The 25,332-nt window shown below is 59.4% G+C and carries 28 protein-coding genes; 9 read left to right on the top strand and 19 right to left on the bottom strand.

Annotation, left to right across the window (positions count from 1 at the left end; all coding sequences use genetic code 11):
- Nucleotides 1-25: 25 nt before the first annotated feature.
- The 5 genes from dsbG to ACZ9IM_RS25440 all read right to left on the bottom strand — a co-directional run bounded on the left by dsbG (nucleotide 26) and on the right by ACZ9IM_RS25440 (nucleotide 5,358).
- Nucleotides 26-793, bottom strand: a complete 768-nt coding sequence (dsbG, locus tag ACZ9IM_RS25420) for a thiol:disulfide interchange protein DsbG (RefSeq protein WP_427624353.1) — start codon at nucleotides 791-793, stop codon at nucleotides 26-28.
- Nucleotides 769-1,635, bottom strand: coding sequence for a TlpA family protein disulfide reductase (locus tag ACZ9IM_RS25425; protein ID WP_476225280.1), 867 nt, complete (start codon nucleotides 1,633-1,635; stop codon nucleotides 769-771). The genes dsbG and ACZ9IM_RS25425 overlap by 25 nt, the downstream gene beginning before the upstream one ends.
- On the bottom strand, nucleotides 1,635-3,374 hold the full coding sequence (gene dsbD / locus ACZ9IM_RS25430) for a protein-disulfide reductase DsbD (protein ID WP_476225282.1): 1,740 nt from the start codon (nucleotides 3,372-3,374) through the stop codon (nucleotides 1,635-1,637). The genes ACZ9IM_RS25425 and dsbD overlap by 1 nt, the downstream gene beginning before the upstream one ends.
- 140 nt (nucleotides 3,375-3,514) lie before the next feature.
- Nucleotides 3,515-4,483, bottom strand: coding sequence for a tetratricopeptide repeat protein (locus tag ACZ9IM_RS25435; RefSeq protein WP_427624356.1), 969 nt, complete (start codon nucleotides 4,481-4,483; stop codon nucleotides 3,515-3,517).
- Between the two features lie 179 nt (nucleotides 4,484-4,662).
- The gene (locus ACZ9IM_RS25440) at nucleotides 4,663-5,358 is read right to left on the bottom strand and encodes a hypothetical protein (RefSeq protein ID WP_427624357.1); all 696 of its coding nucleotides are present in this window, start codon (nucleotides 5,356-5,358) and stop codon (nucleotides 4,663-4,665) included.
- A gap of 337 nt (nucleotides 5,359-5,695) precedes the next feature.
- Here ACZ9IM_RS25440 and ACZ9IM_RS25445 point away from each other — a divergent pair, with 337 nt between their 5' ends.
- The 5 genes from ACZ9IM_RS25445 (at nucleotide 5,696) to ACZ9IM_RS25465 (ending at nucleotide 10,331) form a co-directional block, all read left to right on the top strand.
- The gene (locus ACZ9IM_RS25445) at nucleotides 5,696-6,376 is read left to right on the top strand and encodes a response regulator (protein WP_427624358.1); all 681 of its coding nucleotides are present in this window, start codon (nucleotides 5,696-5,698) and stop codon (nucleotides 6,374-6,376) included.
- A complete protein-coding gene (locus ACZ9IM_RS25450; protein WP_427624359.1) occupies nucleotides 6,373-7,698 on the top strand; it encodes an ATP-binding protein in 1,326 nt (441 codons plus the stop codon). The genes ACZ9IM_RS25445 and ACZ9IM_RS25450 overlap by 4 nt, the downstream gene beginning before the upstream one ends.
- A gap of 282 nt (nucleotides 7,699-7,980) precedes the next feature.
- The gene (locus ACZ9IM_RS25455; protein ID WP_063341055.1) at nucleotides 7,981-8,466 is read left to right on the top strand and encodes a GNAT family N-acetyltransferase; all 486 of its coding nucleotides are present in this window, start codon (nucleotides 7,981-7,983) and stop codon (nucleotides 8,464-8,466) included.
- Nucleotides 8,467-8,609: 143 nt separating this feature from the next.
- Nucleotides 8,610-10,022: an aspartate aminotransferase family protein gene (locus ACZ9IM_RS25460; RefSeq protein WP_427624360.1), complete on the top strand. Its 1,413-nt coding sequence runs from the start codon at nucleotides 8,610-8,612 to the stop codon at nucleotides 10,020-10,022.
- An 81-nt stretch (nucleotides 10,023-10,103) separates the two neighbouring features.
- Nucleotides 10,104-10,331 carry an MbtH family protein gene (locus ACZ9IM_RS25465; RefSeq protein WP_007934245.1) on the top strand — a complete coding sequence of 76 codons (228 nt, stop codon included), beginning with the start codon at nucleotides 10,104-10,106 and terminating at the stop codon, nucleotides 10,329-10,331.
- Nucleotides 10,332-10,534: 203 nt separating this feature from the next.
- Here the strand turns inward: ACZ9IM_RS25465 and ACZ9IM_RS25470 are convergent, their stop codons facing one another.
- The 9 genes from ACZ9IM_RS25470 to ACZ9IM_RS25510 all read right to left on the bottom strand — a co-directional run bounded on the left by ACZ9IM_RS25470 (nucleotide 10,535) and on the right by ACZ9IM_RS25510 (nucleotide 17,670).
- Nucleotides 10,535-11,506, bottom strand: coding sequence for a metal ABC transporter substrate-binding protein (locus tag ACZ9IM_RS25470; RefSeq protein ID WP_427624362.1), 972 nt, complete (start codon nucleotides 11,504-11,506; stop codon nucleotides 10,535-10,537).
- Nucleotides 11,507-12,406 carry a metal ABC transporter permease gene (locus ACZ9IM_RS25475; protein ID WP_427624364.1) on the bottom strand — a complete coding sequence of 300 codons (900 nt, stop codon included), beginning with the start codon at nucleotides 12,404-12,406 and terminating at the stop codon, nucleotides 11,507-11,509.
- Nucleotides 12,406-13,179: a metal ABC transporter ATP-binding protein gene (locus ACZ9IM_RS25480; protein ID WP_427624383.1), complete on the bottom strand. Its 774-nt coding sequence runs from the start codon at nucleotides 13,177-13,179 to the stop codon at nucleotides 12,406-12,408. The genes ACZ9IM_RS25475 and ACZ9IM_RS25480 overlap by 1 nt, the downstream gene beginning before the upstream one ends.
- A gap of 74 nt (nucleotides 13,180-13,253) precedes the next feature.
- Entirely contained in the window at nucleotides 13,254-14,183 is a 930-nt protein-coding gene (locus ACZ9IM_RS25485) for a metal ABC transporter substrate-binding protein (protein ID WP_476225283.1), read from the bottom strand.
- Nucleotides 14,184-14,218: 35 nt separating this feature from the next.
- Nucleotides 14,219-14,794, bottom strand: coding sequence for a DUF6162 family protein (locus ACZ9IM_RS25490; RefSeq protein ID WP_008075577.1), 576 nt, complete (start codon nucleotides 14,792-14,794; stop codon nucleotides 14,219-14,221).
- The gene (locus ACZ9IM_RS25495) at nucleotides 14,791-15,111 is read right to left on the bottom strand and encodes a hypothetical protein (protein ID WP_063341052.1); all 321 of its coding nucleotides are present in this window, start codon (nucleotides 15,109-15,111) and stop codon (nucleotides 14,791-14,793) included. Before ACZ9IM_RS25495 ends, ACZ9IM_RS25490 begins: the two co-directional genes overlap by 4 nt.
- A complete protein-coding gene (locus ACZ9IM_RS25500; protein ID WP_008075575.1) occupies nucleotides 15,108-15,650 on the bottom strand; it encodes a hypothetical protein in 543 nt (180 codons plus the stop codon). Before ACZ9IM_RS25500 ends, ACZ9IM_RS25495 begins: the two co-directional genes overlap by 4 nt.
- Nucleotides 15,647-16,852, bottom strand: coding sequence for a PepSY-associated TM helix domain-containing protein (locus ACZ9IM_RS25505; RefSeq protein WP_427624367.1), 1,206 nt, complete (start codon nucleotides 16,850-16,852; stop codon nucleotides 15,647-15,649). Before ACZ9IM_RS25505 ends, ACZ9IM_RS25500 begins: the two co-directional genes overlap by 4 nt.
- Nucleotides 16,853-17,211: 359 nt before the next feature.
- Entirely contained in the window at nucleotides 17,212-17,670 is a 459-nt protein-coding gene (locus tag ACZ9IM_RS25510) for a VOC family protein (RefSeq protein ID WP_192344136.1), read from the bottom strand.
- Between the two features lie 223 nt (nucleotides 17,671-17,893).
- On the opposite strand from ACZ9IM_RS25510, the gene ACZ9IM_RS25515 reads away from it, so the two are divergent.
- The 4 genes from ACZ9IM_RS25515 (at nucleotide 17,894) to ACZ9IM_RS25530 (ending at nucleotide 22,115) form a co-directional block, all read left to right on the top strand.
- Nucleotides 17,894-18,163 carry a hypothetical protein gene (locus ACZ9IM_RS25515; RefSeq protein WP_007906574.1) on the top strand — a complete coding sequence of 90 codons (270 nt, stop codon included), beginning with the start codon at nucleotides 17,894-17,896 and terminating at the stop codon, nucleotides 18,161-18,163.
- A 101-nt stretch (nucleotides 18,164-18,264) separates the two neighbouring features.
- Nucleotides 18,265-18,879, top strand: a complete 615-nt coding sequence (locus tag ACZ9IM_RS25520) for a LysE family translocator (RefSeq protein WP_008075565.1) — start codon at nucleotides 18,265-18,267, stop codon at nucleotides 18,877-18,879.
- A gap of 205 nt (nucleotides 18,880-19,084) precedes the next feature.
- On the top strand, nucleotides 19,085-20,251 hold the full coding sequence (locus tag ACZ9IM_RS25525) for a cysteine desulfurase family protein (RefSeq protein ID WP_476225284.1): 1,167 nt from the start codon (nucleotides 19,085-19,087) through the stop codon (nucleotides 20,249-20,251).
- A gap of 55 nt (nucleotides 20,252-20,306) precedes the next feature.
- Nucleotides 20,307-22,115, top strand: a complete 1,809-nt coding sequence (locus ACZ9IM_RS25530; RefSeq protein ID WP_476225286.1) for an aminopeptidase P family protein — start codon at nucleotides 20,307-20,309, stop codon at nucleotides 22,113-22,115.
- Between the two features lie 58 nt (nucleotides 22,116-22,173).
- On the opposite strand, the gene ACZ9IM_RS25535 is transcribed toward ACZ9IM_RS25530, so the two are convergent.
- From ACZ9IM_RS25535 to ACZ9IM_RS25555, 5 genes are all read right to left on the bottom strand, one after another.
- Nucleotides 22,174-22,770 carry a 2-hydroxychromene-2-carboxylate isomerase gene (locus ACZ9IM_RS25535; RefSeq protein WP_476225287.1) on the bottom strand — a complete coding sequence of 199 codons (597 nt, stop codon included), beginning with the start codon at nucleotides 22,768-22,770 and terminating at the stop codon, nucleotides 22,174-22,176.
- 36 nt (nucleotides 22,771-22,806) lie between these two features.
- Nucleotides 22,807-23,547, bottom strand: coding sequence for an SDR family oxidoreductase (locus ACZ9IM_RS25540; protein WP_427624371.1), 741 nt, complete (start codon nucleotides 23,545-23,547; stop codon nucleotides 22,807-22,809).
- A gap of 98 nt (nucleotides 23,548-23,645) precedes the next feature.
- Nucleotides 23,646-23,927 (bottom strand): hypothetical protein, encoded by a 282-nt coding sequence (locus ACZ9IM_RS25545; protein ID WP_063341042.1) that lies wholly within the window; start codon nucleotides 23,925-23,927, stop codon nucleotides 23,646-23,648.
- Nucleotides 23,928-24,095: 168 nt separating this feature from the next.
- Entirely contained in the window at nucleotides 24,096-24,983 is an 888-nt protein-coding gene (gene rhtA / locus ACZ9IM_RS25550) for a threonine/homoserine exporter RhtA (RefSeq protein WP_427624373.1), read from the bottom strand.
- Nucleotides 24,980-25,332 (bottom strand): hypothetical protein (locus ACZ9IM_RS25555; RefSeq protein WP_476225290.1); only part of this gene is annotated, 353 nt, incomplete at its 5' end. The genes rhtA and ACZ9IM_RS25555, both read right to left, overlap by 4 nt.

Genomic DNA, 25,332 nt, shown 5'->3' on the forward strand with positions numbered 1-25,332 from the left:
CCTGCTCGCGATGGGGGCGGTGGGATTACTTCGGCCCCAAAATCTTCACCAATTTATCCGGCGACGGCGCACCTTGCTGCTGTTGCAGCTGGCCCTTGTCATCCATGTAGAAAATCGCCGGCGTGGCGGCCAGTTCCAGCTCTTCCATCAACTGCATGTTCGCCGCGAGTTTCGCCTGAATCGCCGGCGGCACATCTTTCAGGGCTTTGAGCGAGCTGTCCTTGCCGGATTTTTCGTGGTCTGCCAACGCTTTTTGCGGGTCTTTGGCAGCCAGCAGCGCGGCGGATTTGCCCGGGCTGTCTTCGCGAATGATGCCGACCATGATGTGCCGCAACTGCACCTTGCCGGCCTTGACCCACGGCCGCGCCTGTTCCCAGAACATGTTGCAGTACGGGCAATTCGGGTCGCTGAACAGATAGACGATTCGCGGTGCGTCCTTGTTGCCGTCACCGATCCAGTTGCTTGCTTCCATCTTGCCCCAGACTTCCTTGGCCATTGGCGCGTAGACCAGTTTCTGCAACGGCGCGCTGCTCAGGTCATTGCCTTCGGCGTCGTACAAATTGCCCAACAGTACATGTTTGCCGTCCGGGGTCAGGTACAACGCCATGCCACGGTTCTGGTACTGCGCCGCATAACCGCGCAGGCCGTCGGGCGCGTCGAAGGTGCCGACAATTTTGGCGCCTTTGGCTTCGATCTTCTTGATCGCTTCAGGCAATTCTTCGGCCTGTACCGACGGCAAGTGCAGCAGGGCGGCACCCAGGGTTAACGTCAGCAGATGGCGGAGGCGGAGCATGGCAATTTCCTTGAAGGCGTGGCCGAGGTGGCCGGGTTCGGGGTGTCGAAGTTTTCCAGGGCACGGGCCAGGCTGGCTTCAGAGAGCTCGCCCAAATGGCTGCCCAGCAGGTGCCCGTCGGGGCTATAGAACAGCGTAGTCGGCAATGCCATGGAACCCACGGCCTGACCCAAGCGACCACGGCCATCGAACAGCACGTTAGTCAGGCTCAGGCCCTGGGTTTCGAGGAAGGTGGCGACGCTCTGCATGCTTTCGGCCTGGTTGACGAATAGAAAAGTCAGGTCCGGACGCTGTTGCTGGGCGTTTTCCAGCACCGGCATTTCCCGGCGGCAGGGCGGGCACCAGGTGGCCCAAAGATTGATGACCAGCGGGCCGCCCTGGTAATCGCTGAGTTGCACCGTTTGCCCAGCGGCATTGCGCAGGGTGATCTGCGGCAGACGCGTGCCTTGTTCGTAAATACTCAGGGAGAACGTCGCCAGCAGCCAGAACACCAAACCGCTGCCTACGCCGAAGCCCAACGGCCGACGCATGCCCGGGCGACGCCAGCCTCGATACAACGCAGCAAGCAGCAACACGACCACCCCCGGCCAGGCGAGGAAACCACCGTCGCGCAGGTCGATGATCTGCCATGGATCGTTGCGATACTGCGCCCAGTAGGCAATCACGAAACCGACCCGGGCCGCCAGCAGGCCCAGCAGGAACAGGCTGAACAGCACCGACTCCGGGTTCTCGCCACCACGCTTGGCCACCCGCCAGCCGACAAAAGTCGCCAGTGCCAGGGCACTGATCAGCAGCAGGTGATTAAGCGCGATGGCAAAGGTGCCGAGGGTAAAGGTCAGCATTAACGAGCGTCTCGGGTGGTGGTCCAGCGTTGCAGGAAGGTGTCGGCATCGACCTCGCCGGTGATGCGCTGGCTGCGGCGCTCTTCGCCGTCGGGGCCGATCCACAAGAAGCTTGGTGGCCCCGGCACTTTATAACGGCCGAGCAGTTCGCGGCTGGCGGCATTGTCGGCGGTGACGTCCAGCCGTAGCAAGCGCACATCGCGGAGCGCTTGCAATACCTGCGGTTTGCCGAAGACCTGTTTTTCCATGACTTTGCACGCCACACACCAGTCGGCGTAGTAGTCCAGCAGCACCCATTGGCCCTGGGTCTTGGCCGCATCGAGTTCGCGTTGCAGCACCGCGGGTTCCTTGATCGTCGTGAAGGCATCATGAATGCTGGGCGCGGCGGCGTCGGTACGGCCGGCGCTGTACACCTGCAATGGCTGATACGGATCGTCACTGCCACCCGCCGCACCGACCACCAGCAGACTGCCCCATAGACCCAACAGCAACGAACTGGCGCCGAACAGATGGGCAATCCGGCCAAACCCCTGCGACTGCTTCCAGGCGCTATAGGCGGCGATCAGCAGCAAGGCACCGCACAACCCGAGCCACAGCGATTCATCCAGCACCGGGCGCAACATCAGCAGCGCGGTGGCGAGGAACAGGAAACCAAACACGCCTTTGAGCAGGTTCATCCAGGCGCCGGGTTTGGGCAGGAAACGATTGCCGACGGTCACCAGCAACAGCAGCGGTATACCGATGCCGATGCCCATGGCGAACAGAATCAGCCCGCCGTGCAGCGCATTGCCGCTCTGGGCGATATAGAGCAGGGCGCCGGCCAATGGGGCGGTCATGCACGGACCCACCAGCAGGCCGGACAAAGCCCCGAGCACACCGGCACCGATCAGGCTGCCACCGCGCTGATTGCGCGAAACATGTTCCAGTCGATCACGTACCGCCACCGGCAACTGCAGCTCGAAGAAACCGAACATCGGCAAGGCCAGCAGCACGAACACCGCCGCAAAGCTGCCCAGCAGCCATGGATTCTGTAGCAGTGCCTGAAGGTTCGCCCCGAGCAGCGCAGCCACAACGCCCATCGCCGCATACACCAGTGCCATGCTGATCACGTAGCTGCCGGCCAGTGCAAAACCGCGCTTGGGCGTGGCGCCACTGCCAACGATCAACCCCGCCAGAATCGGCAACATCGGCAACGAGCAAGGCGTGAACGCCAGCAGCAGGCCCAAGCCGAAGAACACCAGCAAGCTCCAGCCCAGCGCCCGTTGTTGCAGGTCGCTGGCCAAGGCTTGATCCGGTGCCTCATTTAAAAGGCTCGGCATTGTGGTGTTGCCTAAATACACCACTTGAGTGTGGGGCGGATAACACAACCCGGCATCGGCACAGCCCTGGAACCCCACCTTGATCTGGCCGCTGGCACCCGCCGGGATCTTCAGTTCCAGGCCTTGGCGATAAACCTGCTGTTCACCGAAAAACTCATCGCTGTGAGTTTCACCTTCAGGCAACACCGGTTTGTACTGCGCAGGCAAATCGTCGAACTTCAGGCGTTTTTGGTAAAGGTAGTAACCGTTGGCAATCTGCCAGAACAATTGCGTTTCACCGGACGCCAGGCGCTCGGAGGTGAAGATGAACGCTTTTTCGATGGGTAGAAAGTCGGGTTTTCTGTCGAATGGATTGTTCCCTGGCTGCGCCTGAGCAAGGCTGGCAAACAGCCAGAGAAGAAAAACAAGAAAACCGCGCATCGACAAGGCCTTAAACATTGCAATTGCCGAGCACGATGATGGCTGCCGATTAACCCGGTGTTAACGAGCAGGACATGATTATTAGCCAGGCTGATTCGCGCTGGAATCCAGGATTCACAGCGCGAATCATTCTTAATGGCTTACTGAAGATCGCTGTAGGTCAATCTGAATTCCGACAGTGGGGGATGCGTACGCTTCCACTCCTGCGCAAATGCCTTGCCGGCTTCTATGTCTTCTTTGGACATGTCCTGCGCAATGATTGAAAGATTGTTAAACGCGGTGTTGTAGCGCGGGGATTCCCGAGAGGTATCGAGCACCAGCCAAATGAGGCCGTAACTTTTGATCAGGTTCTTCTCGAAGCCATATTCGGTATCGATGCCATTCTCATCCTCATAGACGCCACCCAACCCATAGCCGTACTCGAGCACCGCGTTTACATCGTTCAATTGTGCCCTTTTGATCAGCCACTCTCTCCTGGTGGGAAGATCATGGCTAACGGGTGGGCGATTGCTGTACCAGTGCATCGCCCGGGAGAACCCCGCCTCGGCCGCACGTTTGAGCCAGCGGTCGATAGTAGACCTGCGTTCAATCGCATCCGGAATGAGGGTGTGGTCCTTGTCATACACGATGGCGAGTATGTATTGCCCTTCCAGAAAACCTGCTTCAGCCGATTTTTTCAGCCAGGCGATATCCTTGGTTATTTCATAAAGTTGAAGCATGGCTTCGCCATCGCCGCTGTCGGCACGCCCTTGCGCAAGTGTTTTGGCTTGCTTAAGGGACGCGTCATCAGCCAATCGCAGCAGGGCGTAGACGTCGCCCTGAGCTGCTGCCAGGGCGTACCAATCTCTGTCGGCGTGGGTTTTATCCTCCTCCTTGAGGTTGTTTTCCCGGCGCCTGATGACTTCTGCGAGTGCGTACTGCGATTCACGATCTCCAGCGGTGGCGGCAATGGTCAGATAAGCCTCCGAATCCCGGTATTCCCCCAGGTTGTAGAGCTCCAGCCCCTTTTTTCTGGCGGTTTCTTGCTCATTGGTCAACCGGGCAATCAGCGAGCTCAATGTGTTGAGCAAGCTGAACAGAGTCGTCAAAGCGGATGAGTGTGTATACATAGTCAATACCTGTGTGAGTGGACAATTGGGGTGGTACGCACACAGGTTATTCAGGTGAGAAGGAGGACGTGCGTTACATATATATATGACGCGCGAGAAATCACCCGTCGTCTGGAGAAAAGCCAGCGGTCCCCCGGCCCAAGGCATGATCCTCCCAGGAAGCGGAATCCGATGCGGTCTCAGTCTTGTATCAACCCTGGCCAGGTGTCGTCATCTATTATTGTCGGTCCCGTCTCTGCCCTGTTGTCCTTTATGTTGTATCTGATGTATCTGTTGTTGGTCAGAAAGATATAGAAGTAGCTGTCGAAAAGCGGGGCGTCGTTTTGCACGGCTGTTATGATTCGGTTTTTGTAAGGTCCCAATCCGGGCCAAGAGTCAGGTGTGATGGGCTTTATTGATGTTTTTTGTGTTCTGTAATTGAAGTTGATGTAATGTCCATCATTCGTCAAAAACTTGAATAGATATTTGAAGCCGAATATTTCCCACCATGTGCCGGCCACGATGCGGTCGAAATAAGGAAGTAGCGAGTGCCACAACGAATCTTCAAGACGATAAGTTCCGGTTACTTTGTCGTAATCCTGGTCGTACTTACAGACCATCGGAGTGCCATTGGCATAATAGAACAGCCATAAAATGTCATCACCTCCGTTCGGGTGGCCCCCAACCCCAGTGACTGTAAAGCCGAAACGCAGATCTTTGACGTGAGCGTGAAAGCTTCCCCAGTTATCGGCTGTTATCTCGGCAGGATATCCCTCGTCAACCTTGTTCTCGCCAAGATCAAATCTGGAGTAGGTATTGCTGTCTTTGAAGAAGAAGTAAATTTTATCTTTTCCTGCGCGCCAATCGACGGCAACAAAATTCTTGAGTGTCGGCATGATCTGATTCCTTTCAGTTGGCTGAAGAGTACTTATAGTAAATAAATGGCATCTCTTCGAACCTGATAGTGTGGGGCGTTAATGTCGGAGTTAGACTATCGTTAGATATTGATCTTTGGTATGGCTTTTTGTGGGTTGATTGTTTCGGTTTGAGACTGATATGTTTCATGTCAACTAAGAGGAGGGTGTCAAAATGATTAAGGCGATCATCAAGTACCCATCTGGTACGCTGGACGACCACTGAGCGAAAGGCCTGCTTCTCGTCGGCCGTGGGGCTTGCCATAATTGCGGCTTAATCCACATCTGTTTGACTCGCGTTTTTGCTCATGGAGCTCCCATGCACGTACTGGTTTGCGAAGACGATGAGCTGATTGCCAGCGGCATTGTTGCCGGCCTCACGGCCCAGGGCCTGACGGTGGAACACGTGGCCACCGCTTCCGCCGCCCGGGCGATGCTCAAGGTGGCCGAGTTCGACGTCATGGTGCTCGATCTCGGACTGCCGGACGAAGATGGCCTCAAGTTGTTGCAGCAGTTGCGTCACAATGGCCTCGAAATCCCGGTGCTGATCCTCACTGCGCGGGATTCGGTCACCGACCGGGTCGACGGCCTGCAAGCCGGTGCCGATGACTACTTGCTCAAACCGTTTGACCTGCGCGAACTCGCCGCCCGTCTGCATACGCTGTTGCGACGGGTGGCGGGTCGCAGCGTCAACCTGATTGAACATGGTCGTTTGACCTACGACCCGAGCAGCCGAGAAACCCTGCTCGGCGGCCGACCCGTCGATTTGTCGCGCCGTGAACAATCGCTGTTGCAAGCCTTGCTGCATAACCGTGGCCGGGTGTTGTCCACCGAGCAACTCAAGGACAGTGTCTACGGTTTCAATGACGAACTGGAAAGCAACGCCCTTAACGTCCATATCCATCACCTGCGGCGCAAACTCGGCAACGGCATCGTCGAGACCGTGCGTGGCTTGGGCTATCGCCTGGGGCCGGCCGATGGCGGAGAGCAATCGAAGTGATGAGTCTGCGTTTGCGCCTGAGCCTGACCCTCGGCGCCGCGTTTGCGCTGATCTGGGCCCTGGCCGCCGCCTGGATGCTCAGTGATCTGCGCAACCAGATGATGTTTTCCCTGGACCAGCGGCTGGTGGCGTCGGCGCGGATGGTGGCCGGGCTGCTGGAGCAACTGCCGGCGTTGCCGAGCAAGGGCGAGGGGACCCATTTCAGCGCTGAACAGCTGAGTATCCCTGGCGGCATGGCCTGTCAGGTCAGCTCGTTGCGCGGCGAAATTCTGGCCCGCAGCCACAGTAGCCCCGAACAAACCCTGGAAGCTGAAAAAATGGGCTTCCATGATCAAATGATCGACGGCGCACCCTGGCGCAGCTTCACCCTGGCGCGCGGTAATGTGCGCATTACCACTGCCGACCGGCAAATCGAGCGCGAAGCGCTGAACATGTCCATCCTGCTGGCGGCCTCGGTACCGGTCGGCGTGGCGCTGCTCGGCTGCCTGTGTCTGTTGTGGCTCGGCATCGGTCAGGGGCTGGCACCGCTTAATCGTATGCGCGATGCGCTGATGCGGCGCAGTGCCGATTCCCTGGAGCCGTTGCAGATCCAGCCGCTGCCCAGCGAACTGCAACCGCTGCTGGAAACTCAGAATCAGTTGTTCCTGCGTATTGGCAAGACCATCGAGCGCGAACGGCGCCTGACCGGTGATGCCGCGCATGAATTGCGCAGCCCGCTGACCGCGATCAAAACCCATCTGCAAGTGGCGCGCATGACTGAAGGCAGCGCCCGGGATCAGTCCCTGGCGCGGGCTGAAGAGGGCGCTGACCGACTTCACCGCACGCTTGAACAATTGCTGCTGCTGGCGCGCGTCGAGGGCAGTCTGTCGTTCGATGATGGCGTGCAATGCAGCGCCGAGCAGGTGGCGAAACTGGCGATACAGGATGCGGCCAGCGGTGATCGTCAGCGGATCAAGTTTCAGTTGCCGACCACATTCTCCGATGCGCCGCTGCAAATGCCCGCGGTGCTGTCGATTGCCGCATTGCGCAACTTGCTCGACAACGCCCTGCGCCATACCCCAGGAAATGGGGCCGTGGAGCTGAGCCTGGAAACCACCAACAATCGCGTGCGCTTTTTGGTCCGCGACCACGGCCCGGGGATTGCCGAAGATGACCTGCAACACCTGACCCAACGCTTCTGGCGCAACGGCCAGAGCACCGGTTGCGGCCTCGGCCTGGCGATTGTCCAGGCCATCGTCCAGCGTTGCGGCTGCACCCTGCATTTCGACAGCCGCCCGGATGGCTTGCGGGTCGAGCTGACCATGCCTCTGCAACCGGTCTGACCAACAACACCAAACCCTGTGGGGGCGGGCTTTTGTGGCGAGGGGGCTTGCCCCCGTTGGGGCGCGAAGCGGCCCTGAATCCTGTCATCGCAGTGCATCGGATGCACCGCATGAGATGGTTCACGACTGCTTCGCAGTCGAACGGGGGCAAGCCCCCTCGCCACAAAAGCCCCACACTGTTTCTGTGTCACACACCAAATGTAACGTCTCTCCATTAGCCACCCGGCCCTCACAGCGCTATCGTCCCTGGCAGCTTTGACTCAATGGTGAGGTAACAGCGCCATGGATGCATCGATACACATCTGCAAGGCAACGGCTGCCGACGCCGGGATCATCAGCCGCATCGTCGAGCGCTCCATTCGCGTCGGCTGCGCGCTGGACCATCGCAACGATCCGCGCACCGTCGCCACCTGGACCCACAACAAAACCATTGAACACGTGCAACCCTGGCTGGCCGACTCGCGGTTGTACCTGAACATCGCCCTGTTGCAGGACAAACCTATCGGCGTCGCCATGGCGGCGATCAGCGGAAAGGTCGCGTTCTGCTATGTACAGCCTGAATGGTTTCGGCGAGGCGCCGGACAAGCGCTGGTGCATGATCTCGAAACCTGGTTGATCGCTCAGGGTTTGCCTCACGCGCGGCTCAACAGCACCCGTACCGGTGAGGCGTTTTACCACCGTCTGGGTTACCGGGCTTGCGCTGAAACCTTCACCGTGGCGGGACTCCACGCCATTCCCATGCACAAGGCGCTGTCACCACCTTCATAGAAAGCTGATCGAGGGTCTAAATCCTTGAGGTCCTGATGCGTTTCCAGAACAGGAAAACCTGCAAGTGCGCCCCGTGACCGGAACGCGCACCTGCCCGGTGTGCAGTTTTGGTCACTATCAACAGCGTATTGAGGGATCGAGAGATGTCAGTCGCTATCAGCCTTATCGAAGATCAGCCTGCCCGGATCGTTCCGACGCCTGCCGAGACGCTTTATCAGTTCAACGAATCGCCATTGCTGGCTCGTCAAAGCCAGCAGGAGTCGAACGCCCGCAGCTATCCGCGGCGCATTCCCCTGGCACTCAAGCGAGCCAAGGGCATTTATGTCGAGGATGTCGAAGGCCGCAGTTTCATTGATTGCCTGGCCGGTGCGGGGACTCTGGCTTTGGGACACAACCACCCGGTGGTGATCGAAGCGATCCAGCAAGTGCTGACCGATGAACTGCCGCTGCACACACTCGACCTCACCACGCCGGTCAAGGATCAGTTTGTTCAGGACCTGTTCGGTCTGTTGCCGCCGGCATTGGCCGCTGAAGCGAAGATTCAGTTCTGCGGCCCCACCGGCACCGATGCGGTAGAAGCCGCGCTGAAACTGGTGCGCACCGCCACCGGACGCAGCACGGTTTTGTCGTTCCAGGGCGGTTATCACGGCATGAGCCAGGGCGCGCTGAGCCTGATGGGCAGTCTGGGGCCGAAGAAACCGTTGGGTGCGTTGCTCAGCAGTGGCGTGCAGTTCATGCCGTATCCCTACGATTACCGTTGCCCGTTCGGGCTCGGCGGCGCGCAGGGGGTGCAGGTCAACCTGAGTTACCTGGAAAACCTGCTGAATGATCCAGAGGCCGGCGTGCAATTGCCTGCTGCGGTGATCGTCGAAGCGGTACAGGGCGAGGGCGGGGTGATTCCGGCCGATCTCGATTGGCTACGCGGCTTGCGACGCATCACCGAGAAGGCCGGCGTAGCGCTGATCGTCGATGAAATCCAGAGCGGTTTCGCCCGTACCGGCAAGATGTTCGCCTTCGAGCACGCCGGGATCATTCCGGACGTGGTGGTGATGTCCAAAGCCATCGGCGGCAGTCTGCCGCTGGCGGTGGTGGTCTATCGCGACTGGCTCGACACCTGGCTGCCGGGCGCCCATGCCGGGACCTTCCGCGGTAATCAGATGGCAATGGCCGCAGGCTCTGCGGTGATGCGCTACCTGACAGAGCACAAGGTTTGCGAGCACGCCGCCGCCATGGGCGAACGCCTGAGTGAACACCTGCACATCCTGCAACGGGACTTCCCGCAACTGGGCGATATCCGCGGACGGGGCTTGATGCTGGGCGTTGAGCTGGTCGACCCGACCGGCGCGCCGGACGCTCAAGGGCATCCACCGATATTCGCTCGGCTGGCGCCGTTGGTGCAGCGCGAATGCCTCAAACGCGGATTGATCCTCGAGCTGGGCGGGCGTCACGGCGGTGTCGTGCGTTTCCTGCCACCGTTGGTGATCACAGCAGCAGAAATCGATCGGGTGGCCGACATTTTCGGCAGGGCCATGGCCGCAGCCACTGCCAGCCTCTAAATTTTTTGGTGCCTTGAACGTTCCTTCTACATAACGGCTGCGCACGGCGTGCAGCCCACCCTACAGCGATGGAGAGACAGCATGACGTCAGTATTCGACCGCGAGGACATCCTCTTTCAGGTCGTGGTCAACCACGAAGAGCAATACTCGATCTGGCCCGACTACAAAGCCGTGCCACAAGGCTGGCGCACCGTGGGCAAGAGCGGCCTGAAAAAGGAATGCCTGGCCTACATCGAAGAGGTCTGGACTGACATGCGTCCACTGAGCTTGCGCCAGAAAATGGAAGAACAGGCGGCTGTGGCTCACTGAGTCACCGCGCAAAAAGAAGCCCGCTGAACCGGTAAGGTCAGCGGGCTTTTTCATGTCTGGAGTTTGTGTTGCCCGTCAGGCCGCCATCGCGAGCAGGCTCGCTCCCACATTTGATCGGTGGTGATCACGGAGTATGTGCTCGACACAAATCCACTGTGGGAGCGAGCCTGCTCGCGAAGAACGATAACGCGGTCTAACTGACGTTACACCCCGCTCAACCCCTTGATCACCTGATCCACATTCCCTTCCAGCTCGGCCACCGGATCCGCCGCATCGACACTCAACACCACCAACCGACTACCCGCCTCGGCAATCACCGCTTTCACCGCGTCCGACGGCTGGCGATGATGCAGCACCACCGCCACATCATTGTTTTTGAGCGTTGCGCCCAATTGCGTCAGCGCCTGCGGCGTCCACTCGGCATCCGACCGTGCATCCAGGCCGATCAGCTCCAGGTTAAGGCCGCCGATCAGGTAGCCGAAATGATCGCTCAGGCTCATCACACTCAAGTTGTCGGCATAGGCCAGCCGTGACTCGCTGTCAGCGCTGAGCTTGAGCAGGCGCTGTTTGAGTGCTGCCAGGTTGGCATCGATTTTCGGCTTGGCCGCTGGCGCCAGGCGCACCAGGTCTGCCGCCATGACATCCGCCATCCGGCCCATGTTGTTGCTGGCCAACCAAGGCTGACTGTTCAAACCGTCGATCTTGCTGCCAGGCTGTATGGCGATGCCGGGCAGAGCGCCGTCCACCGGGCGGGCGGCGTCGATTTCAATGATGCGGATATTGCTGCGACGGGCGTTCGGATACAGCGGATCATCCGGCCATAGCGAACGCAGGCCGATGACCGCATCCGCGTCGATCGCCAGCTTATTGAGCGCTTGAGCGCCGCGACCGGTGAAATAAGCGGTCTGCCGACTGCCGGGAAGGTTGGCCGGCGCAGCGCGCTCAAGGCTGACATCGGTGCCCTCCAGCAGCAGGGCACCCAGACCGTAGGTCACAGGCAACGCTGCCAGCACCAGCACTTTGTGCGTTGAAGTCGAGGCAAAGAGCGCGGTGTTACCGACACCGTGATTGGCCACCAGACGCATCGGTTCGAAGGTATCGGTGGCGGATGCGTTGAACGAGGCTGGCCCACACAAGGTCAGCGCCAGGGTCAATTGACGCAGAGAAAAAGACATTTATCCGAGGTTCCCTTTCAGACTTGGAACGATGCCACGAGCAATCGCGGCCAGGGCGAAGGCGATACCGGCCACCAGAATGATCGCGGCGCCGGACGGGATAGGCAGGTCAAAGACAATCGGCGCGAGAATTCCGCACAGCGTGCTCACCGTGGCGATCAGCACCGAACACCAGAAGAAACCCTTCAGCGACTGACTGAGCAATCGCGCGGCCGCCGCAGGAATCACCAATAGCGCACCGACCAGAATCGCGCCGATAACTTTCACCGCCGCCACCGTGATCAGGGTCACCAGGATCACGAACAGGTAATCCAGGGTCTTCACCGCCACACCGCGCACCGCCGCCAATTGCGGATTGAAACTGGCGAGCATGATGCGGTTGTACAGCGGTAGGGCCAGCGCCATCACCAGCGAACCAACAATGGCCAACACCAGCAGGTCATTGCCGTTGACTGTCAGCACTGAACCGAACAGCACGTTTTCCAGGATGTGCACGTTGATTTTGCCTGCCAGAATCAATAACAGGCTGGCGCCCAACGCCAACGACACAGAAAGGAACACGCCGATCAAGGTATCCGGCGCCAGCCCCGTACGGTTGCGTAAATAGTTGAGCAAAATGCCGAACAGCAGGCAGTAACCGAACAGGCTCCCATAAGGCCCGGTGTAGGGTTCACCGAGCAGAATGCCGATGGCCACACCGGTCAGCGCCGCATGGCCCACCGCTTCGGAGAAAAACGCGAAACGCTTGACCACCACCAGCGTACCCAAGCCGCCCAACACCGGGCCGATCAACAGCCCCGCGAGCAGCGCGTTGACCACAAATCCATAGGCCAGCGCTTCCGGCAGGTAACCCGACGAGGCCCAACCCTGGATCATCAAACGAAAGGCTTCGTAACTCATCAGGCAGCGCTCCGGGGATGGGTCGAGAACAAGGTCAGCAGTCGCTCCGGGGTCAGTGCCTGTTTCGGCGTGGCATCGAACAGCACCCGGCGATTGAGCCCGGTGACCCGGTCCGCCAGTCGCCCGACCGCTTCCAGATCATGCTCGATCCACAGCACGGTGATGCCGCTCTGGCGCCAGTCGCCCAGTAGTCGTTCGAACACTTGAATACCGGCCTCATCGAGGGCCGACATCGGTTCGTCGAGCACCAGCAACTGTGGCGCCGGAATCAGTCCTTGCGCCAACAAAACGCGCTGGCGCTCACCGCCGGACAATGCGCCCATGCGCCGCTTGCGTTTGTCCTGCATGCCGACCCGTTCCAGTGCTTCGCCGATGGCCGCCGCGTAGTGTTTACTCAACCCGAGAAACGCCGGGCGCCGTTGGCACATCGCGGCCATGAAGTCATCGACGGTCATCGGTAAACCGCGATCGAACTCCAGCGCCTGAGGCACGTAGCCGATGGTCCCCGGTTCGCCAGGCCATTGCAGGCTCAATCGACCTTGATGCGGCATCTGTCCGAGCAGGGTCTTGATCAGCGAGCTCTTGCCGCCACCGTTGGGGCCGACCAGTGCGTGCACGCTGCCGGGCCGAACCTCAAAGGTCACCTTGTCGAGGATTGTCGTGCGACCCAGCGTGAGGCTGACCTCGGCGAAATCCAGGGTCGGCCCCGAAACCTGTGGGAGCGGCGGTGCGGCGATCCGACTTGCCCGCGAAAGCGGTGGGTCAGTCAACATTGATGTCGACTGATACTCCCTCTTCGCGAGCAAGCCCGCTCCCACAGGGGATTCAGTGATGGTTTCTTTAGCGGTCATGCGCCGGACTCCTGAATCGCGCGGACCACGGTATTGAGGTTGCCGGTCATTTCTTTTTCGTACTTGTCGGCGGTGTATTCGCCGTAGGAAATGTGCGACAGCGGATACAGCTTCACCCCGGACTCACGCTGGATGGTCTCGACGTAGGTGGACGGAAAATCCATCTCCGAGAAGATCACTTTCACGTCCAGCTCCCGCAGCTGATCGATGGTCTTTTTCAGCTGGCTGGGGCTCGGTTCGATACCGTGGGCCGGCTCGACCACAGCGGTCACTTCCAGGCCGAACTCGCGCAGCAAATAGTCGTAGGCGGCATGCACCGTGGCCACGCGAAGCTCGGCGTTCGGCGCCTGGGTCAGTTTTGCCAGGGCGTCGGCGCGCATCTGTCGCAGGCGTTTGCCGTAGGTGCGGGCGTTCTGGGTATAGGTCTTGGCGTTGGCCGGGTCGAGCTTGCCCAGTTCCCGGGCGATGTTGTTGACCTGGGCAATGGACGCACTGATCGACAGGAACGTGTGCGGGTTGACCACCTTGCCGGCGCCCCGTGCAGCGACGCCGGTGGCGGCCAGCAGGGGCACGTTTTCGTTGGCTTCGATCACCTTGATGTTCGGCGTTTCGCTGGCGGCGATCATGCGGTCGGCGAAGTCGTCATGGCCCACGCCGTTAAGCACGACCACGTCCAGCCCGCTGATGCGCTTGATGTCTTCGGCCCGCGGCTCGTAGGCATGCGGATTGAAACCGGCCGGGATCAGCGGCACCACTTCGGCTTTGTCACCGACGATGTTGGCCACGTAACTGTAATAAGGGTGCAGGGTGATGCCGATGCGCAGGCGCTTGGCTTCATCGGCACTGGCCAGAGGTGTCAGCAAACAGGCAAACAGACCGACCAGCAGCAGGCGCAAAAAGGAATGACGTTGAGATGAACTAGGCATGGGAAAGCGGTCTTCTCTCGGGTGAAGGCGAGGGTTCAATGCCGATGTTGGCGGGTGACGCCGGCATCGAATTGCGCGACGATCTGCTGCCAGCCGGCGCCGTTGAGCGCAGCGTCGGTGAGATCGTTCGGGGCGTTGAGGGTGCTGGCGCGGTTGAGCCAGATGTCTGGCGCAGTGTCGTCTTCAGCGGTCAAGCGCATCAGAAACGAACCGGCAACGGTTGGGGTCTGGCTTTGGCCGAAATACGCCTTCGCGCCCAGCAACTGCCAGGCATGGCTGCCGCGGCTGACAGAACTGGCGTCCTGGGCAAACGGCGCAAAGCCTTCATCGGCGAGGGTGGCGGGTGTGGGCAGTGCTTGCTGTTCCTGACGCAACAGATGAATTTCATCCAGCGTGACCCGCAGGTCGGCGTAGATGCCTTGCTCGGATGCGCTCAGGTCACGACGGGCATCCAGTTGATGGCTGCCAACGCTACTCACCTCCTGAGCCTCGCCGCGCCAGGCGACCACGGAGCCGGCAACCGCCAGGATCATCAGGCACAGCAGCAACACATAGAGGGTTTCATGGCCGGCGCCGGCCGGGCGGACGATGTGTGTGGTTGGTGTCGTCATGGGGCTTGGATGTCCGCTTGGTCGATCTCGACGACATGGCCAGGACCGGCGTCGAACAGCACATAGAACTCAGCGCCGGGTTTCTTGAACGTCAGGGTCGAATCGGCGCCGAGCTTGCCCGGCACCAGAATGGTTTCGTCGTAGCCGATCACGTCCAGGGTCACGCCCGGCGCGCCGCTGCCGTCGGAGAAACCGCCGGTGCACTGGATCTGTTCGGCATCGATGGCCTTGCATTCGCACATCGGGTTGTGAGCCAGGGCGCTGGTGCTGAAGGCGGCGCAGAACATCAATAGAACGGGGCGAAAAGCGTTGATCATGGTTTGCCTCCTTGTTTGTTCAGCCAGGCGAGGGTGGCCGGGGATGCCTGGCTCAGGGGGATGGACGCTTGATGCATGGCGCCGTCCCAGCCTTCCATGGTGATCCACAGTTCGGCGTCGGTTTTGGTCTTTTCGGGCACCGGCAGCATCGCGCCCATGCGGTATGGTGTACCGAAGAAAATCACCCCGGCGGCGCGCAGGCTGCGGGGTTTGCCGATGCGCAGGTAAGTCGCCTTGACCTCATCGCGACAGCGCTCGCACAGTGCTGCGTTGAAACCTTTCATGTGGCCAGCCGGGCCGGTCAATCGTGGCGCTTCGTTGCGCAGTTCGGCCAGTTGCAGGCTCCAGGGGCCGACCTGGATTTCGCCGATTTCCCGTTCCCCCAGTCCGCTGTCGCCCCGAAACAGCGAGGCGTCGGCAAAGTATTTGGGCATGAAGCCCAAAGGGATCAGCAGCAAGAAAATGTTGATGTGGAAGCGCCATTTGCGCCAAAGCAGGCTCGCCCGGGAAGGCTGCGGTGCAGTGATCGTCTTGCTCACAGGTTGCCCTCCGGAGTCTGTTGGTTCATGACCGTTTGCGGTCTCGACACCGGGAGCGGAGCCTTGTTGCTGCGCTTGAACGCATTGGCGGTGGCCAGGGCGGTGCGTTTGGTCCAGATCAGCAAGCCGCTGAGCACCATCATGCTCAGCAGCAAACCGAAGAAGAACCAGATCAGCTTGATCCAGATCCCGCCAAAGTCACCGGTGTGCAACGGACGCATCGACTCGGTCACGAATTCCAGGCTGGAGCGATCGGACAGCAGCCGTGTGCTGGCAATATCGCCGTTGTACGGGTTGACCTCGGCCGTCTGGAACATCAGCGGATACCAGCTTCGACCACCGACCGACAGGTGGCTGTAAGCGTTGCCCGGCAGGCTGACGAAACTCGCTTCCAGTCCGGGGATCTGTTCCTGAGCGACCTTGATCGCCTGTTCCAGGCTGATCATCGGGGCCGGTTTGCCGGTGCTGGTCAACGGCACGCTTTCGCGCGAGACGACCGACACCACCGGTTCCGTGGTAATCGAAATCTGGTTGTCGAACAGAATCGCCTTGATCAGGAACCAGACACCGGTGATCGAGATCACCGCAATGAACCAGATCGACCAGATACCGCTGAGCCGGTGAAAGTCGCCCCAGAAAATCCGCGCGCCATGGCGAATGCGCAGGGTCGGTCGGAAGAAGCCTTTCCAGAACCGTTTGTAGACCACCAGCCCGGTCACCAGCGACGCCAGCATCGGCAGCCCGAGGAACGACACCAGATACCAGCCCCAGCTGTAGCCGTTGGTGAACGGCACCAGCCACCAGCCATGCAGTGCGCGGGTGAATGCCTTGAAGTTGAATTGTGGAGCGGTGCCCTGAATCACCCCGCTATAGGGGTTCACATAGACCGTCACCTCGCGGCCGTCCGGGTAACTGACGTCCACGTCCAGGGCGAAATGCGACTCGTCGGGACGACTGATGCTCTGGACCAACGTCTGGGGTTCGGCCTGTTTGATGGCGGCGACAATCTGGTCATAGTTGAGCAGCGGCGCGTCGTCTGAAGGCGCGCTGGCCCGCATTTGCGGGTTGGCCAGCCAGACGATTTCCTGACTGACCACCGCCAGCGTGCCGGTCACACAGACGATCAATACAAAAAACCAGATGGGCAGCGCCAGCCAGCTATGGACCAGAAACCAGAGTTTTGAGCGGGATTTCTTCGACATGATTAAAGGTCTTGTTTCGATGAGAGGACTACTGCTGCGGGCTTCCCAGCGGTGCGGTCCATGAAAAGTCCGGCCGTGGCTTTTGCCTACGCGACCGACTGCATCTAAATAAGACGTATGAGCATCGGAAATCCCGAAAGGGGATATGAAAGTAAATGTTTCGTATTGCTGGCTGGGCGGGGGGCGGGTTTATTTGCGAAAAGGTCTGACAGTCAAATTGGATGTTGAAGGTGATGGCCTCTTCGCGAGCAAGCCCGCTCCCACATTGGATTGGTGTCGAACACACATTATGTGTACGCAGCCGATCAACTGTGGGAGCGGGCTTGCTCGCGAAGAGGCCCGAACATTCACTGGAAAACTCAACCCTGCTTAAACATCTCCTTCGCGCGCTGTTCGATCTGCTCCTGAGTCAAATCCTCCTTGCGCGTGGCCAGAAACCACAGATGCCCGTAGGGATCCTTCAAAGTCCCCGAACGGTCGCCATAAAACTGATCCTTGACCTCGGACACCTGCGTGGCACCGGCATCGATGGCCTGTTTAAAGGACTTGTCCACATCGTTCACATACAGATGCAGCCCCACGGACGGCGACTTGTCCGGGTTGCTCAATGGGCCCTGGTCGCAGGGTGTGCCAAGCATGATCGGGCAGTCACCAATACGCAGCTCAGCGTGCCCGATCCCGCCATCGGGCATGGCCAGGCGCATGACTTCGGTGGCGCCAAAGGCCTTCTTGTAGAAGTCGATGGCTTCGGCAGCTTTCTGAATGCCTAGATAAGGGGTGATGCTGTGATAACCCTCTGGAATAGGTTTTACGCTCATGACGGTTCTCCTTTTGTTGTGGGGTTAAGGTGTTCCTTCGCCGATTTCCGGTCGAGTAACTATAGGTCAGCCCTTTTCCCGCAACCGAGTGCCCGACGAGCAGTTGGCAAAGACTGCGATCTTTTGATCCGATACCCACTATCGAGAGCGTTGATTTCTACCCTTCAAGCGGCACGGGTAGCCTGTGTTCATTGCCCCAAACACAGATCTGCGGACGCCCGAAATGAAATCTCTGCTCGCCACTTTCTTGCTGCTCGCCATCTCCGTTCTCGCCGGATGTGCCAGCCATGTTTCACCGGAATTGCGGCCCTACACCGCTGAAGAAACCCGGGAACTGGCGCTGGAGGCGCTGAATCGTCGTGGCTTGTCCTTCGACGAGTACCACGCGAAGAAAGCCGAATTGCTCGGCCAGCCGGCAAAATCGTTCAGTTTCGACAAACAAGGCGAGATGAACGCCGAACGCGCAGTACAGCTGCACGGTCGCCCAAGCTGAGCGACAACTGTACTGCTCGAACTTTCACGCAACTGTCCATGGGTTTCCCTCAAGGCGTGCGATAGGGTCAATACCTGACTGACCCTGATGGACTGCCACCCATGACACTCTCGCTCGACCTGCTGCTGGGCTTTGCCCTGTTTGCCCTTGTCACCTCGATCACCCCCGGCCCGAACAACACCATGTTGCTGGCCTCTGGCGTGAATTTTGGCTTTCAGCGCACCATTCCCCACATGCTGGGTATCACTTGTGGCTTCTTCGTCCTGGTGGTCGCTGTCGGTTTCGGCCTGGGCACGGTGTTTCAAACCTATCCAATGCTTTACACCGTGTTGCGCTATGTCGGCGCGGCGTATTTGTTGTACCTGGCGTGGAAGATTGCTCATTCCGGGCCGGTAGCCGAGGGTGAACAGGGCGAGGGCAGGCCGATCAGTTACTTGGGTGCGGCAGCGTTTCAATGGGTCAACCCCAAGGCCTGGATCATGGCCATCGGTGCGATCAGCACCTACACGCCGATGCAGGGCTATTTCACCAATGTGATTGTGATTGCCGCGGTCTTCGCCTTGATCAACCTGCCAAGCGTCGGGGTGTGGGCCGGTTGCGGCACGCTGTTGCGCAATGTGCTGCGCGATCGCCGCTGGTTGCGGCTGTTCAACTGGGGTATGGCCTTATTGTTGGTGGCTTCGATGTATCCGTTATTGCTCGAAAGTTTTAGCTGACGCATTGCTTCATCCGGTGGCCCGATGCCTGTTAAGCTCGACTTCAGGAGCGTTCCTACGCACTTTTAAATGAAGTTGTTCTTCTTTAATGGCCTCCGATCAGGTATTGCTGTCGTTCTGAAAATTCGGCGTCGCTCATGAGGCGGCGCTTTGACATTTCCAGTGACGAGCTTCCTGATCCCGGAACACGCTCTGCGAGTCTTTTATGAATAAACGTCCGTTGTATTTCGACTACGCCGCCACCACGCCGGTGGATGAGCGGGTCATCAAGGTCATGGTCGAGTGTCTGGGTTTCACAGGTAACTTCGGCAATCCAGCGTCCAGTTCCCACGCCTTCGGCCAACAGGCCCGGCAATCGGTCGAGCAAGCACGGCGCCAGGTCGCCGAGTTGGTGGGCGCCCAGGCGGAGCAGATCGTCTGGACTTCCGGCGCCACCGAATCAAACAACCTTGCCCTCAAGGGCGTGGCCCAGGCCCGCGGTGTATCCGGCGGCCACATCATTACCAGCCAGATCGAACACAAAGCGATTCTCGACACTGCAAAACAGTTGCAGGACGCAGGCGTTGCGGTGACGTATCTGGTGCCCGATGCCGAAGGCCTGATTACTCCACAAGCGGTCAGTGAAGCGATGCGTGAGGACACCTTTCTGGTGTCATTGATGCTGGTCAATAACGAACTGGGCACCATCAACGACATCCCGGCCATCGGCCAGGTGGTGCGTGATCGCGATGCGTTATTCCACGTTGATGCGGCTCAGGGCGCGGGCAAAGTGGCGATCGATCTGGCCCGGTGGCCGGTGGATTTGATGTCGTTCTCGGCGCACAAGGTCTACGGTCCCAAAGGCATCGGCGCGCTGTATGTCGGTCCTCGTGCTCAGCAGCGTCTGCAGGCGCAGATCCACGGCGGCGGTCACGAGGGCGGGTTGCGTTCCGGCACGCTGGCGACGCACCAGATTGCCGCAATGGGGGCAGCCTTCGCGTTGGCGGCCACCTCGTTCGATGAAGAAAAAGCCACCATCACGCGTCTGCGTGAACGCTTGCTCGAGCCGCTGCTGAGCATTCCCGGGGTGCGCCTCAATGGCAGCCCGACCCAGCGCATTCCCCATACCCTGAGCCTGACTTTCAACGAAGGCGAGTTCAGTTCCGCGGCGTTGAGCACCTCGATCGCGTTTTCCGCGACCTCGGCCTGTAATTCCGCCAGCAATGCGCCGTCCCATGTGCTGCTGGCCCTGGGGCATGACGCACGCTCGGCCAGTCGCACCATTCGCTTGAGCCTGGGACGTTTCACCACCGAGCAGGATGTCGACCAGGCGGTACACCTGATTAAAGCAACTTGCGCCAGTGCTCCGGCATTCTGGGCGACAGGTCCTTAAGCGCCGACTCTGATCGGCACCGAATAATAATGATGAGTGGTTAGCAGGAGACACGATGAGTACACAGCCTTTGACCAACGGATTGGTACCCCAGCGCCTGGCGCAAACCCGTGAGTTGATGAGCCGGGAGGGTGTTCATGCTCTGCTGGTGCCGTCAGCCGACCCGCACCTGTCGGAATACCTGCCGGGCTATTGGCAGGGACGGCAGTGGCTGTCGGGTTTTCATGGCTCGGTGGGCACGCTGATCGTTACGCCGGATTTTGCCGGCGTCTGGGCCGACAGCCGCTATTGGGAACAAGCGAGCAAGGAGCTCAAGGGCAGCGGCATCGAGCTGGTCAAGCTGCAACCGGGTCAACCCGGCCCGCTCGATTGGCTGGCCGAGCAAACCCCGGAAGGCGGTGTCGTTGCAGTCGATGGCGCGGTAATGGCCTTGGCCTTCGCGCGTACTTTGAGCAGCAAACTCGAAGAACGCGGCGCACGTCTGCGCACCGACATCGATCTGCTGAGTGAAGTCTGGAGTGATCGTCCAAGTCTGCCGAATGAGCCGATTTATCAACACTTGCCGCCTCAGGCGACGGTCAGTCGTGGCGAAAAACTCGCCAAACTGCGTGAGGTGCTGAAAGAGCGCGGTGCCGACTGGCACTTCATTGCCACCCTCGATGACATCGCCTGGCTGTTCAACCTGCGCGGCGGCGATGTGTCGTTCAACCCGGTGTTCGTGTCCTTCGCCCTGATCAGCCAGCAGCAGGCCACCTTATTCGTCGCCCTGAGCAAAGTGAGCGCCGAGCTGCGCGCCATTCTCGAACAGGACGGCGTGACCCTGCGCGATTACAGCGAAGTAACCGCCGCCTTGCGCGCCGTGCCGAGCGGCGCAAGCCTGCAAGTCGATCCCGCGCGGGTCACGGCCGGTCTGCTGGATAACCTGAACAGCGGCGTGAAGCTGCTCGAAGGCCTGAACCCGACCACCTTGGCCAAGTCGCAGAAAAGCCTGGCCGATGCCGAGCACATTCGTCGGGCAATGGAGCAGGACGGCGCGGCGCTGTGTGAATTCTTCGCCTGGCTGGAAGCGGCTTGGGGGCGTGAGCGCATCACCGAACTGACCATCGACGAACACCTGACCGCGGCGCGTACCCGACGTCCGGATTATGTCTCTCTGAGCTTCAACACCATTGCCGCGTTCAACGCCAACGGTGCGATGCCGCACTACCACGCCACCGAAGAAGAACACGCGGTGATCGAGGGTGACGGCTTGTTGCTGATCGACTCCGGCGGCCAATACCTGGGCGGTACCACCGACATCACCCGAATGGTGCCGGTGGGTACGCCGACTGACGAGCAGAAGCGCGATTGCACCCGCGTACTCAAAGGCGTGATTGCGCTCTCCCGTGCACAGTTCCCACGAGGCATTCTGTCGCCGTTGCTGGACGCTATTGCCCGCGCACCGATCTGGGCCGAAAGCGTCGACTACGGCCACGGCACTGGTCACGGCGTCGGCTATTTCCTCAATGTTCACGAAGGTCCGCAAGTCATCGCCTATCAGGCTGCTGCGGCACCGCAAACCGCGATGCAGCCGGGGATGATCACCTCCATCGAACCGGGCACTTACCGTCCGGGTCGCTGGGGAGTGCGGATCGAGAACCTGGTATTGAATCGTGAAGCAGGCAAGAGCGAATTCGGGGAGTTCCTGAAATTCGAAACCCTGACCCTGTGCCCGATCGACACACGTTGTCTGGAACCAGCGCTGCTGACTGAAGACGAAAAGCAGTGGTTCAACGGTTATCACGCCGAGGTGCGTGAACGCCTGAGCCCGTTGCTCAATGGTGCGGCCCTCGAATGGTTGAACACCCGTACCGCGGCCATCTGAGCGGTTTGAGTCCAGGCGCTGTTTCCAGCGCCTGGCTCAGGTCATAGGCCGGCGCTGGTTATTGCGCACGCAGGGCTTCAAGGACGAAGTCCAGTCGATCCTGGCCGAAGAACAACTGATCACCGACAAACATGCTTGGTGCACCGAATACACCGCGCTGCACCGCTTCCTCGGTGTTTTCCTTGAGGGCGGCTTTGACGGTTTCATCGGCGGTCAGTGCCAGCACCTCGTTTGGATCGAAACCGTTTTGCGTCAGCACGGCGGCAACAGTCGCTAGATCATCGAGGCTGCATCCCTCAACCCAAAGGGCGTGAAACAGGCAATCGATAAACGCCTGAAAGCGTTCGGGATGGCGTAGTTGCATACCTGTGACAGCGCGCATCAGCATCAGGGTATTGATCGGGAAGTTCGGGTTGAACTTCAGCGGTACGCCATAGCGTTTGGCATAGCGGTCCAGGTCCTGGAACATGTAGCGACCCTTGGCCGGTATGGTGATGGGGGAAGCATTGCCAGTAGCTTTGAAGACGCCACCCAGCAGCATCGGTCTGTAGATCAGCTGACTATCGGTCTGTTTGCAGATTTTCGGCAGTTGGGTATGGGCCAGGTAAGTGGCGGGGCTGCCGAGGTCGAAAAAGAACTCCACGGTTTTGCTCATGGTCGATGTGCTCTTCTTGTTGTTGTCGGGGAGGGCTTACCAGCGTTCGCTCCAGGGGCGCAGATCCAGCTCGAAGGTCCAGGCGTCCCGTGGCTGGCTGTGCAGGTACCAATAGTTTTCGGCGATGTGCTCGGGATTGAGGATGCCGTCCTGATCCTTGGTCGCGTATTTTTCCGGGAAGTTGTCGCGGATAAAGTCGGTATCGATGGCGCCATCAACTACGACGTGGGCGACGTGGATGTTCATCGGTCCCAGTTCACGGGCCATGCTTTGCGCCAAGGCGCGAATCCCGTGCTTGGCACCGGCGAAGGCGGCGAAACCCGCGGCACCGCGCAAGCCAGCAGTGGCGCCGGTGAACAGGATCGTGCCTCGTTGGCGGGTGACCATGCGCTTGGCCACTTCACGGGCGTTGAGAAACCCTGAGAAACAGGCCATTTCCCAAATCTTGAAATACTTGCGGGCGGTTTCTTCGAGGATGCTGCACGGCACATTGGCGCCGATATTGAAGACGAACGCTTCGATGGGGCCGAGCTCGGTTTCGATCTGCTCGATGAGCGCTATCACGTCTTCTTCATTACGCGCATCGCAGGCAAAACCGTGGGCCTCGCCGCCATTGGCTGTAATGGAGTCTACCAATGGCTGGAGTTTGTCTGCGCTGCGACGTGTGACGCAGGCGATATACCCTTCACGGGCAAAACGTTTGGCGATGGCGCCGCCGGTGGCATCGCCCGCGCCGACGACCAATACGATGTTCTTGTTATTGATAGCGGTGGTCATGGATATCGCCCTTTGCTGAACGGTCATTGACTGATGAACGTTAGCAGCATCGGCGCGAAGCGCCTATCGGGCTGCGCAAGCCCGATAGAAAGGGAGGGTTACTTGCAGATGACGATCATGCTGCGGCTGGTGTAGCCGGCAGGGTTGAGGCCGAACGGATAGTCACCGGGCTCTTCCACCGTATCCCCTGACTTGGCGATGACCTTGTAACCCTTGGGCGCGCACGAATTGGCGGCGCTGGTGTAGCATTTGTCCCACGAGGACGAGAGCCCCGAACAATTGATATGCAGTCCTTTCTTGCCGTGTTTCGTCTGGGGTTTCGAGGTCGCTGCGCAGCCCGCAATTGCAAGTACGGCGATCAGTATCAAAATTCGTTTCATTGCTGTCCTTAATAGCGGCCCCGGATCTGTGCCTGGGTCTGCCTGCATTCGCTTTTGCTTGAAGCGTTCTGATATCCCTATCTGAAAAAATCCATGTCTGACACTGAGTTACGTAGCCCAAACATGGCCTAATTGAGCGGTAAATACCAGACCTTCGTCAATCTTGTTTCAATCTGCTGCGACCACAGGCTTGGCGCTACTCCCCATGGTCATGGTCGCGCCGACGGAAGCCAGAATGATGCACAGGATAGCCATCCACTGTGACAGGGAAAGGTATTCCTGGAGAAACAACAGGCCGGACAGCGCACCGATCGCAGGTTCGATGCTCATCAATGTACCGAAGGTCCGGGCTGGTATCCGTGTGAGGGCGACCATCTCCAGGGTGTAGGGCAGGGCGGTGGACAAAATGGCGACCCCGATGGCCACGGGAATCAACGAGGGTGTCAGTAGCGCAGCGCCAGCGTGGACAATACCAATGGGAGCTACGAACAGGGCGGCAATCATCACGCCCAACGCAGCGGTCTGCACCCCATTATCAGCACCAGCCTTCTGGCCGAACAGAATGTACAGCGCCCAGCAGACACCAGCACCGAGGGCGTAACCAGCGCCGACCAGATCGATGCCCGTGCTCGTGGCGCCTGTCGGAATCAATAGCAGTAAACCCAGGGCTGCCAGAGCAATCCACAGAAAGTCGATCGCTCGACGTGAGGCGTAAATAGCGACTGCCAATGGGCCGGTGAACTCCAGGGCTACGGCGATACCCAGGGGGACAGTGCGCAAGGACATGTAGAAGAGGAAGTTCATGCCGCCCAACGCCATCCCGTAGACGATAACGGTGCGCAGGGATTTCGCAGTGAGCTTCGCTCGCCATGGGCGCAATATAAGCAGCATGATCACACTGGCAAAGATCAGTCGCAGGGTGGTCGTTCCTTGAGCACCGATGACCGGGAACATGCTTTTGGCCAGGGAGGCTCCGGACTGGATTGATGCCATGGCTATCAAGAGCAGGCCAACCGAGAACAGGGTCGAGGCAAGACTGCGGGGGTGGTCATTCATTGCGTGGCATCGTCCGAAGTAGCAAGCGAGAGTATTGTTGTATGTGTTGGGCAATATACTGCGCATTCGTTGCGGGCGCATCTATATATAAGGAGGGTTTTTGAACATCCTGATAGAAAAACCAAATCAGGGGTTGACGGCAGATTCTGGACGTCTATAATTCGCCCCACTTCCGGCGCAGTCGAAACGGAAAACTCCTTGGTAAACAAAGAGTTACGCAGTTTTCGGCAGTGGTTAAGCTTCAGTTCATCGAGGCCAGAAGGAGTTGGTAAGGCAGTGTGTTTTCGCCTTATTGACGGTTCGATCATCTCGGTCGAAAGCGGAGAAAAAGAGGTGTTGACAGCAGCGA

The organism is Pseudomonas sp. TE12508 (genome assembly GCF_056279485.1).